The 14,580-nt window shown below is 38.4% G+C and carries 6 protein-coding genes, 2 tRNA genes and 1 pseudogene; 4 read left to right on the forward strand and 5 right to left on the reverse strand.

The window, feature by feature from the left end:
- Positions 1-17: 17 nt before the first annotated feature.
- Positions 18-1,184: an efflux RND transporter periplasmic adaptor subunit gene (locus tag ACFO5T_RS03810; RefSeq protein ID WP_380032206.1), complete on the forward strand. Its 1,167-nt coding sequence runs from the start codon at positions 18-20 to the stop codon at positions 1,182-1,184.
- 3 nt (positions 1,185-1,187) lie between these two features.
- On the forward strand, positions 1,188-4,733 hold the full coding sequence (locus ACFO5T_RS03815) for an efflux RND transporter permease subunit (RefSeq protein ID WP_375252023.1): 3,546 nt from the start codon (positions 1,188-1,190) through the stop codon (positions 4,731-4,733).
- 141 nt (positions 4,734-4,874) lie between these two features.
- Here ACFO5T_RS03815 and ACFO5T_RS03820 read toward each other — a convergent pair whose 3' ends face one another.
- A complete protein-coding gene (locus ACFO5T_RS03820) occupies positions 4,875-6,197 on the reverse strand; it encodes a RagB/SusD family nutrient uptake outer membrane protein (RefSeq protein ID WP_380032178.1) in 1,323 nt (440 codons plus the stop codon).
- A gap of 9 nt (positions 6,198-6,206) precedes the next feature.
- Positions 6,207-9,185, reverse strand: a complete 2,979-nt coding sequence (locus ACFO5T_RS03825; protein WP_380032180.1) for a SusC/RagA family TonB-linked outer membrane protein — start codon at positions 9,183-9,185, stop codon at positions 6,207-6,209.
- Between the two features lie 462 nt (positions 9,186-9,647).
- Here ACFO5T_RS03825 and mutS point away from each other — a divergent pair, with 462 nt between their 5' ends.
- Positions 9,648-12,239 (forward strand): DNA mismatch repair protein MutS, encoded by a 2,592-nt coding sequence (gene mutS, locus ACFO5T_RS03830; protein ID WP_380032208.1) that lies wholly within the window; start codon positions 9,648-9,650, stop codon positions 12,237-12,239.
- Positions 12,240-12,374: 135 nt separating this feature from the next.
- Here the strand turns inward: mutS and ACFO5T_RS03835 are convergent, their stop codons facing one another.
- The 3 genes from ACFO5T_RS03835 to ACFO5T_RS03845 form a co-directional block, all read right to left on the reverse strand.
- Complete coding sequence (locus ACFO5T_RS03835) at positions 12,375-12,596, reverse strand: GIY-YIG nuclease family protein (protein ID WP_380032182.1); 222 nt, start codon at positions 12,594-12,596, stop codon at positions 12,375-12,377.
- Positions 12,597-12,644: 48 nt separating this feature from the next.
- Positions 12,645-12,728: transfer RNA gene (locus ACFO5T_RS03840), tRNA-Leu, on the reverse strand.
- A 77-nt stretch (positions 12,729-12,805) separates the two neighbouring features.
- Positions 12,806-12,877: transfer RNA gene (locus ACFO5T_RS03845), tRNA-Gly, on the reverse strand.
- A 577-nt stretch (positions 12,878-13,454) separates the two neighbouring features.
- On the opposite strand from ACFO5T_RS03845, the pseudogene ACFO5T_RS03850 reads away from it, so the two are divergent.
- Positions 13,455-14,580: pseudogene (locus tag ACFO5T_RS03850) on the forward strand (hypothetical protein); the annotation flags it as partial.

A 14,580-nucleotide genomic window follows, 5' to 3' on the forward strand; every position in this document is an offset into this window, starting at 1 on the left:
TCAGTAATAGAACAATGATGAAAAAATATATCACACTTGCCATCTTAAGTATCGCGCTAGCCTCTTGCGGTGGAGACAGTAACGAGAAATCTGTAGAAGCCCTTCTAGAGTCTGGATCTGTAGAGGAGTTACAGGCAAAACAAGAAGCACTTAAGGCAGATGTCGCAGCGACAAATGATCAACTAGCACAAATAGAAAAGGTGCTAGAAGAAAAGAATCCTAGAGAGAAAAAAGAGGTTCTTATTACCACAATGACGGTAAAAGACACCTTGTTTAATCACTTTATAGAGGTGCAAGGTAATGTAGAGACTAAGCAAAATGTACTTATCTACCCAGAGTATCAAGGTACCTTATCTCGTGTAGTTGTAAAAGAAGGACAGCGCGTGCGTAAAGGGCAAACACTGGCTCGTATAGATGACGGAGGTCTAAGCAGTCAAGTAGCACAAATGGAATCTCAACTAGCACTTGCAAAAACTACTTTTGAGCGCCAGCAACGTCTTTGGGATCAAAAAATAGGTTCAGAAATACAATACTTGCAGGCAAAAACACAATATGAGTCATCTCAAAATATGGTGAGCCAGATTAAAAGTCAGCTGGGTAAAACAACGGTTACAGCTCCATTTTCTGGAGTAATAGATGAGGTGATTACAGACCAGGGTACCGTGGTTGCTCCAGGTATGGCATTATTCAGAATCGTAAATCTTGATAATATGTATGTAGCGGCAGAGATTCCAGAAAGCTACCTACCTACAGTAACGGCTGGTAAAAAGGTAAAAGTGGAGTTTCCAGTACTAGGAGAGTCTGTAGAGACTACCGTGCGCCAGACGGGTAATTATATCAAGCCATCAAACAGAAGTTTTGCGATAGAAGTAGACGTTCCTAATAAGGATGGAAAGGTAAAACCTAATCTTACAGCGAGACTTTCTATCAACGATTACACGGCAGAAAGTGCAATTTTAATCCCTCTCAATGTGATTAATGAAAATGCAGCTGGTGAGCAATTTGTGTATACCGCTTTCGCGAAAGCGGACGAAATGGTAGCACAGCAAAAGATTATCACTACAGGTAAATCTCAAGGACCTAACATAGAAGTACTATCTGGTCTAGAAGTAGGAGATAAAATCATTGTAGAAGGTGCGAGATCTGTAAAAGATAACCAGCCAGTAAAAATCTTAACATACTAAGCGATGACAGATAAGAAAAAGAAAAATGTAAACAAGGAGTTTGCGATTTCAAGTTGGGCGATAGATAATCCTACTATTATTTACGTTCTTATGGCGCTGTTTCTTGCCTTAGGGATGGGAGCCTACCTAGGGATGGCTCGTGAGAACTTTCCAGAAATTAATGAGACTAAAATTTATATCTCTGCACCTTACCCAGGTAACACTGCCGAAGATATAGAACGTCTCATAGTAGATCCTCTAGAAGATAAACTGCAGAATCTTTCTGATGTGGTAGAAGTATTATCTACCTCACAAGAAGATTATGCGATCATCACAGTAGAGTTTAAAGAAGGCGTAGATGTACAAGTTGCAAAGCAACGTGTTAAGGATGAGGTAGACTCAGAAACTGCAAATGAGGACTGGCCTACGTTTAACAACGCTAAGGTAGAGCCTAATGTTTTTGACCTAAGTATCTCAGAAGAGACACCTATTCTTAATGTAAACGTATCTGGTAACTACCCTACTATAAAACTCAAGGAGTATGCAGAGTACCTACAAGACGAGATAGAGAGTCTTAAAGAAATCAAGGAAGCAACCATACGTGGTGCTCAAGAACGCGAGGTAGAAGTAGCGGTAGATGTGTATAAAATGATTGCTGCTCAAGTAAGTTTTAACGATATACTTGCTTCTATAGGTAATGAGAATATGACCCTCTCTGCAGGTAACCTTATAAGCAGTGGGCAGCGTCGTAACATACGCGTTATAGGAGAGATACAAAGCCCAGAAGAGCTTGAAGACTTTGTAATTAAATCAGAAAATGGAGCGATATACCTAAAGGATATCGCAACGGTATCATTTACAGAAGAAGATAAAACTACTTATGCACGTGACCTCACGCTTTATGATGGAGACACCGTAGATGATGAGGAGATAAGCGAGACAGTGGTAATGCTAGATGTAAAGAAACGTTCTGGCGAAAATATGATTGAAGCCGTTGAGCAAATCAACGAGATTATCGAAAACGCCACGGCAGAGGTCTTTCCTCCAGATGTAGTTGTGCGTACCGCAAATGACCAGAGTGCCAAAACAGAAAACCAAGTAAATGACCTAGTAAACAATATCATCTTCGGGATTATACTTGTGGTAGGTGTACTTATGTTTTTCTTAGGGTTTAAAAATGCACTCTTTGTAGGTTTTGCAATCCCTATGTCTATGTTTATGAGTTTTATGATCCTTAATTTAATGGGTTATACGATGAATACGATGATACTTTTTGCCCTCATTATGGGACTAGGTATGCTTGTAGATAACGGGATTGTGGTAGTAGAAAACGTATACCGCCTTATGGATGAAGAAGGTATGGGACGCATAGAAGCGGCCAAAAAAGGTATCGGAGAGATTGCTTTCCCTATTATCATTTCTACACTTACAACCGTAGCAGCCTTTGTACCGTTAGGATTATGGCCAGGCATTATGGGACAGTTTATGATTTACTTCCCTATCACATTATCTGTGGTGCTAGGTTCATCATTATTTGTGGCAATATTTATAAACTCGATGCTCGTATCACAGTTTATGAATACAGAGGAGAAGGCGCTTTCGCGAAAATTTCTAATACGCACATCACTCATTATGTTGCCTATTGGGTTAATGATATTATTTTTAGGTGGAAGCATACGCGGTCTAGGAAGTCTAGTGCTAGCGACTATTATCTTTATGTGGATTTACAAATACCTACTTAAAGGTGCCGCCGATGTTTTTCAGCAGCGTTTCCTTACGTGGCTTGAGAAGGTGTACAAAAACTTCTTAGGGTGGTCTATTAGAGGCTACAGACCTATTGCATTTGTAGGAGGTATTTTTCTACTGTTAATTTTAACTTTTATGGCATTTGGAGGTTCTATAGGTGCAGGTCGTACCGCTATAGAGTTCTTCCCAGATAATAAGCCTAACCAAATTACGGTGTATATCGAGTATCCAGAGGGAACAGCCATCGAGAAAACAAATGCCATTACTAAAGAAATAGAGCAGCGCGTCTTTAAAGTATTTAATGACGAAGCATATCTAGAGGGCGAAGATTACAATGCTCTTGTAGAAACTTCTGTATCACAAGTAGGTGAGGGTGCAGGTAATCCTCAAACAGATGGCGGTAGTGCTGCCGAGATGCCGCATAAAGCAAAAATTACGGCAACAATGCGTGAGTACAAGTACCGTAACGAGGCAGATAGTGAAGAGCTACGCTTTAAAGTGCAAGATGCCGTGAGAGGTGTGTACCCAGGAGTGGTGATTACAGTAGAAAAAGATGCTGCAGGACCACCACAAGGATACCCTATTAACATCGAGCTAGAAGGTAAAGATTACCAAGAACTCATTATCGCAGCAGAGCAAATGCGTAACTACATCAACAGCCGTAACGTGCCAGGTGTAGATGAGCTTAAGATTAATGTAAATAGAGGTAAACCAGGTACAGAGGTCATTGTAGATCGCCAGAAGGCTGGAGAGCTAGGTGTGGCAACAGGTCAAGTAGGTATGCAGCTACGTCGTTCTATCTTTGGTGATAAAGCTGGAGTATATAAGAAAGACGGAGAAGATTATGACATCTACGTGCGCTTTAATGAAGAGCAGCGTTATGACAAATCTGCTTTATTTAATCAGAATATTACGTTTAGAGATCCAGCAACTGGGCAAGTAAAAGAAGTGCCAGTGAGTGCTGTTACTACTACAAAAAATACATCATCTTTTAGCGCGATCAAGCACAGAGATTCAAAACGTGTGGTAACGGTATATTCTAACCTTGCTGCTGGATTTACAGATGCGGGTGTGGTAGTTGCAGCCATTCAAGAAGAGATGAAAAACTTTGATGGTGTGCCTAAGGATATCAAGGTAAACTACACAGGGCAAATTGAAGAACAAGCTAAAGAAATGAACTTCTTAGTAAGTGCCTTCTTTGGAGGTCTTGCGTTAATTTTCTTCTTACTTATTTTCCAGTTTAGCTCTATATCAAAACCAGTGATTATTATGATTGCAATCTTCTTGAGCTTTATAGGAGTTTTTGGAGGTATTATCATAAGTGGAGCGCCTTTCGTTATCATAATGACTATGATGGGTATTATCTCACTTGCTGGTATTGTAGTAAATAACGGGGTGGTACTTCTGGACTACACGCAGTTGCTAGTAGATAGAAAAGAAGTAGCGCTAGGTCTTGAAGACAAGCAATTGCTTGATAAAAAGACAATGCAAGAATTGATAATAGAAGGAGGTAGAGCGCGTTTACGCCCAGTATTGCTTACTGCCATCACAACCGTTCTTGGTCTAATACCGCTTGCAATAGGAATTAACATTGACTTCTTTGGATTGTTCCAAGAGTTTGATGCAGGGATTTATGTAGGAGGTGATAACGTGATTTTCTGGGGGCCACTTGCGTGGACAGTAATCTACGGATTAATCATAGCTACCTTCCTTACTCTTATTATTGTACCATTGCTATATTACATAGTATATCGTATTAAATATAAAATACGAGGAGGTAAAGAAACAGCAGAAGAAGATAAAGAGCTGCCAGAAGCAGCATAATTTGTTAGTTAGTTAAGTGTGAAAAAGCGCATTCGGCAATAAGCTGAATGCGCTTTTTTTTTGTGGGTAATTACGCTTTCGCGAAAGCATAAAAAAACACCCTATAGGTAGGGTGTTTTAGAGTTGCTCAATTATTTAATATTAAAGTTCTGTAAGCGGTATAGGAAATTGAGAAAATACATCATCATTTGCTCTGTCTATAGGGAGCTCATCAAGACGATTATAACGACGAACATCAATCCATCTGTGTCCTTCTGCATAGAGTGAGTACCTGCGTTGTGTAAGCATCTCATCTGTAAGAGAAGCAGCATCCATAGCTCCGGTATAAGGATCCAGTCCAGCGCTTTCTCGTATGATATCTAAAGCAATTACTGCTTCCATAGGATTGATCGTAATGTTTGCCTCTGCGTATAATAAGAGTAGTTCTTCTTTACGTATGATTGGAATAGGGTCTACGTTACTAGTATATCTAAACACGTCATACTCTCCAGTAAGACCATCTAGAGTAAGAGCAGATTCTCTAAGCACAACTTTATCAAGACGTTGGTCATCTGTCTCAGCATCTGTAATAAATGATGGTTGTGCGATACGTGCACCAGCAGTAGATGAGTTGAGAGCAAAAAACATAGGGTTAAGAATATCTGTTTGGTCTTGAGTGAAGTTGTGATAAACACCTAAATCTAATTCATTATTATCTAATGTTAAAAATGAATCTTCAAGAGATGATAGTACACCAGCAAAATCGCCTTGATATGCAGCTACACGTGCCGCAAGCGCATTGCTTACTTGACTAAAGCTTGCTGGAGTATCAAAATCTCCAAAGCCAGAAGAAAGTACAAATGGAAAGGCATCACCACCAGCACTTAGGTCTAAGGCGGCAGCATCTAGTGTTGATTTTATAAAGCTTAACGCTTCACTTTTTGAAACAATAGGCCCTAAGTTAGTCTCATCTGCCACATCTATGCGTATACCACCTTCATCTGTAAGATTAAGGTTGAGCAGTAGCTCGTGAGCAATCATTGTATTAAGAAACCCTCTTGTAGCGCTAAGCTCTTCGTCTGTAAATATGGCAGAGAGGTCTTGTGCATCGAGAAAACCTAAAATAAGATTTGCATTTTTTACAGTTCTATAGCGGGCTGACCAAGGTGTTGTGATGTAAAACGTGTTATTGTCTAGCACAGAGTTCTCACCACCTAGTAAATCACTAGTAAAACGCGGGTCAGAACTTGAGAATCTATAGTATTCTCTTCCTATAACTCCACAGTCGTCATAATAGGTGCCAAGCCCAACTCTTGAGCTGTATAAAATCCCTCCTACGAGATCTTGTAGGTCACCCCTTGTTAGGTTTTCTGCAAAAGCATCAACCTCAGGGTTATTTAAATCTGAATATTCTTGAACTTCACAAGAATAAAACCCGGCGCAAATACTTAGTGCGAGTAGGCTTTTTATAAAATATTTTTTCATCTTTTTATATTAAAAGTTTACAGCTAGGTTAAATAAGAATCGCTTAGAAGATGGGAAAGGTGTAACCTCTACACCGGTAAAGATACCGCCACCACCAAAGTTTGATACTTCTGGATCATAACTGTTATAGTCAAATATGTTAATTAGGTTAGTACCTGAAAAGCCAACTTTTATGTTGTCTATATTACCACCTAAAAAGTTATCTAAAGTAGCAGAAGGAAGCGTATAGTATAAACCTACTTCACGTAATCTTAAGTAAGATGCATCCTCTACAAATACGTCTGCAGATGATCCTAACTGGCTAACTCTGTATGGTCCATTTGCGAGGGTCCCAGTTGGGTCCAAACCAAAATCGTCATAATCTGCACTTGTACCATTAAGGTCAGATAGAAGTGTGGTTAAGTTGATGTTATCTCCACCTTTCTTCCATTGCCATAAAAATGATAATTGAAAGTGTTTGTATTGAAGACTATTATTTAAAGCCATTTGAAAATCTGGCTCAGAATCTCCAAACTTCTGGAATCCATTTGCTCCAGGATTAGGGCCTATACCTACAATTTGCGTAGCACTTGATCCTTCCTCGATTCTAAAGGTTCCTAATGTTGCTCCAAAAGCTCCTACGTTAAAAGGATCTACATCAAGACGAGTGATTTTTGAAGTGTTCTTAAACCAGTTTACACTAGCATCCCAAATAAAGTTTTCTGACTCGATAATAGTACTGTTAAGAGATAACTCAATACCTTTATTCTGTAATTCTCCTGCATTAACAAACTCGCTAGTAAAACCTGAAGAAGGTGAGAGAGCAGAGTTAAGAATTAAATCATCTACGGTTTTGATATAGTAAGTTGCAGAAAAATCTACCTTATTATTAAAGAAAGTAATATCTGTACCAAATTCAAGTTCCTTCTGGCGTTCTGGGCTTAATCCAGCATCTCCACGCACACCTACTAGACTTATACCTAGTAATCCATCTGTAGAGAATGAAGTATATGAGGTAAATAGTGCGCCAAAAGGAGCAAAGTTACCAGCCTCTCCATAAGCCGTTCTAAGCTTAAGTTTGTTTATAAAGCCATCTTCTTTCCAAAAATCAAACTTGTTGATATTGGCAGCAAGGGAAGCTTTTGGGTAATAGTTTAACTTATTTGCATCTCCATTATTTGAAGACTTATCACCTCTAAGACCTATAGCTCCTATAAGCTTGTCTTGATAGTTAACCTCTTCTTGAACAAAAAAACCTGCATCTTCCTGAAGTAATCTAAACTGGTTAGTACCCGTATTTGCAGCTTGATCAACATTAGTTTCAGACGCTACAAGGCCACTTGCTGTGATAAGTTGTGTGTTTCTGTCAAAATACTCGCGAGTTATACCAGCTTGAGTTCTAAAAGATAGATCATTATCTGTTCTATAATTATGAACTAAAAATGCTGCTAGGTTGTAGTTTCTATTTTGTGTATCTCCTTGCACGGCCACACCATTTTGTCCACCATTTGCTGGTTTTTGAAACTGTAAGTCTTTTGGGAAGATAGCTCTTGACTTCTGTCCATAGGTGTCAAGTCCACCACGCATTATTAATTCTAGACTTGACTTTTCAGCCTTGAAAATATCAAGATTTGCAGATGCTCCTATGATAAATCTATCTACTGTTTCTCTATTTGTAACTCTATCGCGTGTCTGTAACGGGTTAGAAGCACCGGCTGGGTTGTCTGGATACACACCATTTTCATCTGGAAATAATTCCAGCCAAGGTGTTGTTCCTGTTAATGTAACTCCAATAGTTGTCCCTGAGTTATCATTGTTAAAGAAACCACGATCAGATTTTGAATTGATGTAGTTTGTATTAAGAGATACTTTTAAGAAATCTGTAGCTCTGTGATCTAAATTTAATCTAAGAGAGGTTTTTTCATATCCAGTATTTTTTACGATACCATTTTCATTACTATGTGTTACCCCAGCATAAAATCTAGTTTTGGTGTCACCACCACTCATACTAAAGTTGGTTTTACTTATAAGACCTTTCTCGCCAAAAATTTCTTCTTCATAATCTACTAGGCGTCCCTCATCTCTAGCTGCTATAAAAAGTGGTACAGCGTCTGCGCCAAAACTATCTTCTACACGTTGCTCATTGTAGTTACGTAAACCTAAGAGTTTAGTCACTTGAGTCCATCCAAAGGATTGACCAAATTTAAATTGTGTTTCTCCAGCTTTACCCTTTTTTGTGGTAATAATAACTACCCCAGCTGCGGCACGAGACCCGTAAATAGCAGCAGCAGAAGCTCCTTTTAATATCTCGATGTTTTGTATGTCATCTGGGTTGATATCTGCTATTCTGTTTGTTGGGTTGTCTTGGTTTGAAGCACTACCTCCAGCCGATGCTGCCGATACTGCATTAAGACCTGCAGAGATAGAAGAGTTGTCTACATATACACCATCTATAATGTATAATGGCTGTGTGTTACCTTGTATAGAAGTTGCTCCACGTAATTTTATAGAAAGTCCTCCACCAGGTGCTCCAGAGTTTTGACTCACTAGCGCTCCGGCAAATTTTCCGTAAAGTGCACCGTCTAGTGTAGGAGGTGGTGTTGTACCTGTAATTTGTTCGGCAGAGATTGATGCAACTGCATTTGCTGCGTTAGATCTTTTTACAGAAGACGCAAGTCCAGAAATAACAACTTCATCTAGTGATTCAGAAGATTCTTCAAGAGTTACATTAAGTGTTTGTGAGCTAGTAACTGCAATTTCTTGAGTTGCGTAGCCTAAATATGTAAATTCTAAGGTTCCAGAGTCGCCAGATAATGTTATAGAATAATTTCCGTCAAAATCTGATGTAGTTCCGTTTGATGTTCCTTTTTCAATGACGTTTACAAAAGGAATTGGGTTATTTCCTACATCACTTATAACTCCAGTAACGACAGATTGACCCATCATTGCACAAGGAATTAAAAATAACAAGAAATAAACCATTTTGATGAATGGATGTTTTTGTTTCATATAATTTGGATTTTAAATTCATATCCAAATTATAAATAATATTAAATATAAATTACATATAAGTGTGTATTTGTTAATGATAAGCTTAATTATATATGATTTTTAAGGATAATTCATATTTTTATTGAAAATAGTAATTTTTCTCACAGTTGTTTGCGGTGGGTTTCATTATTTAATAGTTTTAAGATATTAAAAATAAAAATACAATAAACTCTTCCTATTGTTTTTGAGTGATTTTAAATTGGTTTAAATCGATTTTATATTTAGCGGTTTACTTTTGTGTGTTGGTCGCAGTAAAAAGCTCTTAAAGCGCTTTATTTTACGCTTTCGCGAAAGCGAACTAAAAAAATGTGTAAAACTGGGGATAACATTCCTTAGGTCATTAATGTCAACACAAAAGAATGGCGTATTTTTATTTTCTTTAAAAATTACAGTTTGGCAAAGAAGAAAGTGACCCCATTAATGCAACAATACAATGGTATCAAGGCAAAATATCCTGATGCTTTGTTACTCTTTAGAGTTGGCGATTTTTACGAAACATTTGGTGAAGATGCGGTAAAAGCTGCTGCCATTCTCAATATCACGTTAACTAATCGTAATAATGGTGGAGAGCGCACTGAGCTTGCGGGTTTCCCGCATCACTCGCTCAATACATACCTGCCTAAACTGGTAAAAGCGGGTTGTCGTGTCGCTATTTGTGATCAACTTGAGGACCCAAAACAAACAAAAAAAATCGTCAAACGAGGTGTTACAGAGCTTGTCACGCCTGGTGTCGCGATGAATGATGATATACTCTCTGCAAAGACAAATAACTTTCTGGGAGCTGTATATTTTGAAAAAGACAAGGTGGGTGTTTCTTTTTTAGACGTGTCTACAGGAGAGTATCTTACGGCTCAAGGAGATGTCGCTTATGTAGATAAGTTGCTACAGAATTTTACTCCTAGTGAATTACTTGTTTCTAAGGCTCAAAAAAAGAAATTCTTAGAATCGTATGGGCCGGATTATCACACTTTTTATCAAGAAGATTGGGTTTTTCAAATAGATTATGCGAGAGAATCATTGCATAAGCACTTTGAAGTGAAATCTCTTAAAGGTTTTGGTGTCGAGCATCTTTCGGCAGGTATTATAGCTGCTGGGGCTGCTTTACATTATCTAGGAGAAACGCAACACCATAAGCTACAGCATATCACAAGCATAAGTCGTATTGCTGCAGATGATTATGTGTGGATGGATCGCTTTACTATACGTAACCTAGAGTTGTATAATTCTGCTTCTGGAGTAAAGGCTATAACCCTAATAGATATAATAGATAAAACCACTTCTGCAATGGGTGGACGTCTTCTTAAAAGGTGGCTTGCATTACCGCTTAAAAGGCTAGATGAGATAAAGCGACGTCACGAGGTGGTCTCATTTTTATTAGACAATGGTGATATTTTTGATAAAATGCAGTCTCATATCAAACAGATAGGAGACCTCGAGCGTCTAATAAGTAAGGTTGCCACAGGCAAGATTAGTCCTCGCGAGGTGATACAACTCAAAAACTCACTTGAAGCCGTTGTCCCTATTAAAGCGCTAGCTTCTGCTACAGATAATGAATCGCTTAAAATTATAGGTGAGCAGTTGCAAAACTGTGAAGTGTTACGTTCTAAAATAAAAGAAACCTTAAGAGAAGAGGCTCCTGTCTCCATAGTAAAAGGTGGGGCAATTGCTCCTGGTTTTCATAAAGAACTAGATGATTTAAGAGCATTATCACAAGGAGGTAAAGACTACTTAGAAAAGATGCTGGAGCGCGAGACGGAGCGCACCGGTATTACTTCTTTAAAAATAGCCTCAAATAATGTTTTTGGGTATTATATAGAAGTAAGAAACACGCATAAAGATAAGGTGCCTGAGGAGTGGATCAGAAAACAAACTCTTGTTAACGCTGAGCGTTACATTACAGATGAGCTTAAGGAATATGAGGGTAAAATACTTGGAGCAGAAGAGCGCATACAAGCCATAGAGCAGCAACTGTTTGCAGAGCTGGTGAGCTGGGTAGGTGGTTTTATTCCGCAAGTACAGGCTAATGCAACACAAATTGCACAACTTGATTGCTTGCTTGGGTTTACACAACTGGCAAGAGAAAATAATTATGTGAGACCCACCCTAGATGAGTCACAAGTAATAGATGTAAAGGAAGGGCGTCACCCTGTTATAGAAAAACAATTACCACTAGGTGAGGCATATGTTACAAATGATGTATATCTAGATAGTGCAGATCAACAAATGATTATGATTACTGGACCTAATATGTCTGGTAAGAGTGCTATTTTAAGGCAAACAGCATTAATAGTGCTGCTTGCTCAAATGGGAAGTTTTGTACCAGCCCAAGCGGCTCACATAGGCCTAGTAGATAAGATTTTTACTAGAGTAGGAGCTAGTGATAATATATCTATGGGTGAGAGTACCTTTATGGTAGAGATGAATGAGACAGCTAGTATACTTAATAACTTGAGCGACCGAAGCCTGGTTTTACTAGATGAGATAGGTAGGGGGACAAGTACCTATGACGGTATATCTATAGCCTGGGCAATAAGTGAGTACCTGCACGAGCACCCTGGAAGGCCAAAAACGCTTTTTGCTACACACTATCACGAGCTTAATGAGATGTGTGAAACCTTTGAGCGTATTAAGAACTATAACGTCTCTGTAAAAGAGCTTAAAGACAACGTCTTATTCTTACGTAAACTGGTGCCAGGAGGAAGTGCGCATAGTTTTGGTATACACGTAGCAAAAATGGCGGGAATGCCACAGCAAGTACTGCGTCGCGCTACTAAGATGATGGGTAAGCTAGAAAAGTCTCACGGTAGTGAAGAGCTTACGGGTACCTTAAAAGATGCTGCAGAGGAAGAAATGCAACTTAGCTTCTTTAATCTAGATGATCCATTACTAGAAGAAATAAAAGAAGAGATACTTCATATAGATATTGACACGCTTACACCGGTAGAAGCGCTTATGAAACTCAACGAGATAAAAAGAATGCTTGTTAAGAAAAAGAGTAAATCAACATCTTAATGTGTTAACATTAAATTGATTAAATCAATAAAAAAGGCTTCCTAAATGGAAGCCTTTTGTACTCGAGACGGGTCCCGATAGCTATCGGGATGAACCCGTTATTTATACTTTTGAATCAGCTTTTGTGTTAATTCGTCATACTTCTTGAGGTTTACTAAATATGTTTTGCTTTTCGATTCTCCGTGCTTGTTGATATTCTAAATTTATTATTTTAAAGAAGATTTTCCAATCTTGTGCTCTAGCGGTAAACCCTTTATTGTTTAATATATGTTGCTGAATTCTTTGTTCTAAATCTAGGCAGCTGCCTATATAATAGCGGTCAAGGTTTTCGGAATAGAGTATATAGACTATAGCCATTATTAATAGTTATAAAATAAAAAAGGCTTCCTAAATGGAAGCCTTTTGTACTCGAGACGGGACTTGAACCCGTACGTCCTAATGGACATTGGATTTTAAGTCCAACGTGTCTACCAATTCCACCACTCGAGCATATTCTCACAGCTGTGAAAATAAAATTGGTATATTTTCTATACGCTTTCGCGAAAGCGTAATTATTTAAAATTTTGAGCGAAAGACGAGATTTGAACTCGCGACCCCCACCTTGGCAAGGTGATGCTCTACCCCTGAGCTACTTTCGCATTTCATTCTGTAAAGAACATCACTATTTCTCATAGCGGATGCAAATTTAAGTCTTTTCTAGTTTTTACAAAGAGTTTTTTAAACTTTTTATAAAAAAAATATGGGATCAATCGCAGATTGTTTTAGAGTTAACTTACAGTAAGGAAGATGTAAATTGTCATTTAAGAAGGGTAATTTGTTTTGATTCTAAATGAAACGCTTCACAGTCAGTCCTTTAGAAATATTAAGAAAGATGTAGAGTTGTGTATTTCGTCGATATTAATATGTTATTTGTCGTAGATTTGGCTCAAATCATCGACAAAAAGGTTAAAATCATCGATAAAATACATTATAATTTATTATGTTATTAAATTAACATTACATTTGTCAGACGTGTTTATGTTTGTAAGTAATTATGTTTTCTTGTGAATCAGCGACATTTTTTGATTGTCAAGAATTGAGGTCAAATTACTGAGACGAGAAATAAAGCTATTATAAAGAATCAGTTTATAAATTATATTTATGGGAAAAATTACGCTTCCATCCGTTTTGAAAAACAATTTTACCTCAATTCAAAAGTTGAGGAAAAGAAGTTTGATGTTGTTAATTGTAATATTGTGTTCTGCGTTTAGTTTAAATGCTCAAGTTACTGGAGTGTGGTCTCAGTCTGGACCTAGTGGTGAATGGCAGGCTCAAGCTGGAAGTGTTTGGGTTAGGGTTATAAACTTGACAGGAGGTAATGCCGTAAGTTTTGCTGAGGTTATGGGTTGTGCTGGTTCGTATTCTAATCCCGCAGTAAATTTTAATCCTTCTTTAAGAGTATTAGCAAATACCCCAGCAGCCGGAAATATTTCTTTTGGTTTTTTTGATGGCCCTTCATCAAATACACCTGTTGTAGTAAGTGATCCTATAGTTAATTTGGATAGGTTAGGAGGTGGGACTAATGGTGGTGGTCCCACTAGGTTAACAAATTCAGCTTTGTTTACATTGCAAGGGGGGCTTACTTTTACTGAGTTGTCTGAAAATGATGTTCATTTTGAAGTTAGTCCGACTAGTATTAATAGAACTGTAGGAACTGCGATAGCTGCTCTAATAGCTGAATGTGGCCCGGCAGCAGATCCAGGGGCAGGTACAGCGGCTGGAAGCGCGAGGGTTAATGGTGAGACAAGTACAATTTCTTTAAACACATCTCAGGCGCCCGGAAATACAGCAGCCTTTGACGGTGCTGATGCGGTTGAGTTTGTTTTTACCGGAGTAAATATTTTTATAGATGCCCAAGGAGACTCTGGCTCAGCTATTGCTGGTCTTGGTGGGGTTGCTATTCCAAATGTTTTAAGTAATGATACTTTGAACTCAGGCCCTCCAACAACAGGTACTGTTAACTTAACAGAAATTAACTCGTCTAACCCTGGTATTTCCTTAAACACCACAACTGGAGAGGTAAACGTTGACCCAAGTGTAATTCCTGGTATTTATACATTAGAATATCAAATTTGTGAGACAGCTGTTCCATCAAATTGCGAGACTGCGACAGCTACAGTAGTAGTAAGCGCACCAGACCCAATCGATGCGATGGACGATAGCTACACAGCTACAGCAGAGGAAGGTGTTACTGGTATTACTTTTAGTGATGTATTAGCCAATGACACTTTAAACGGAGCGACGGTAGATCCAGCAGATGTTACTTTAACCGCTACACCAACAGCGGAATTGTCAATAGACC

It is taken from the genome of Dokdonia genika, assembly GCF_042652845.1.
Classification (GTDB): Bacteria; Bacteroidota; Bacteroidia; order Flavobacteriales; family Flavobacteriaceae; genus Dokdonia; species Dokdonia donghaensis.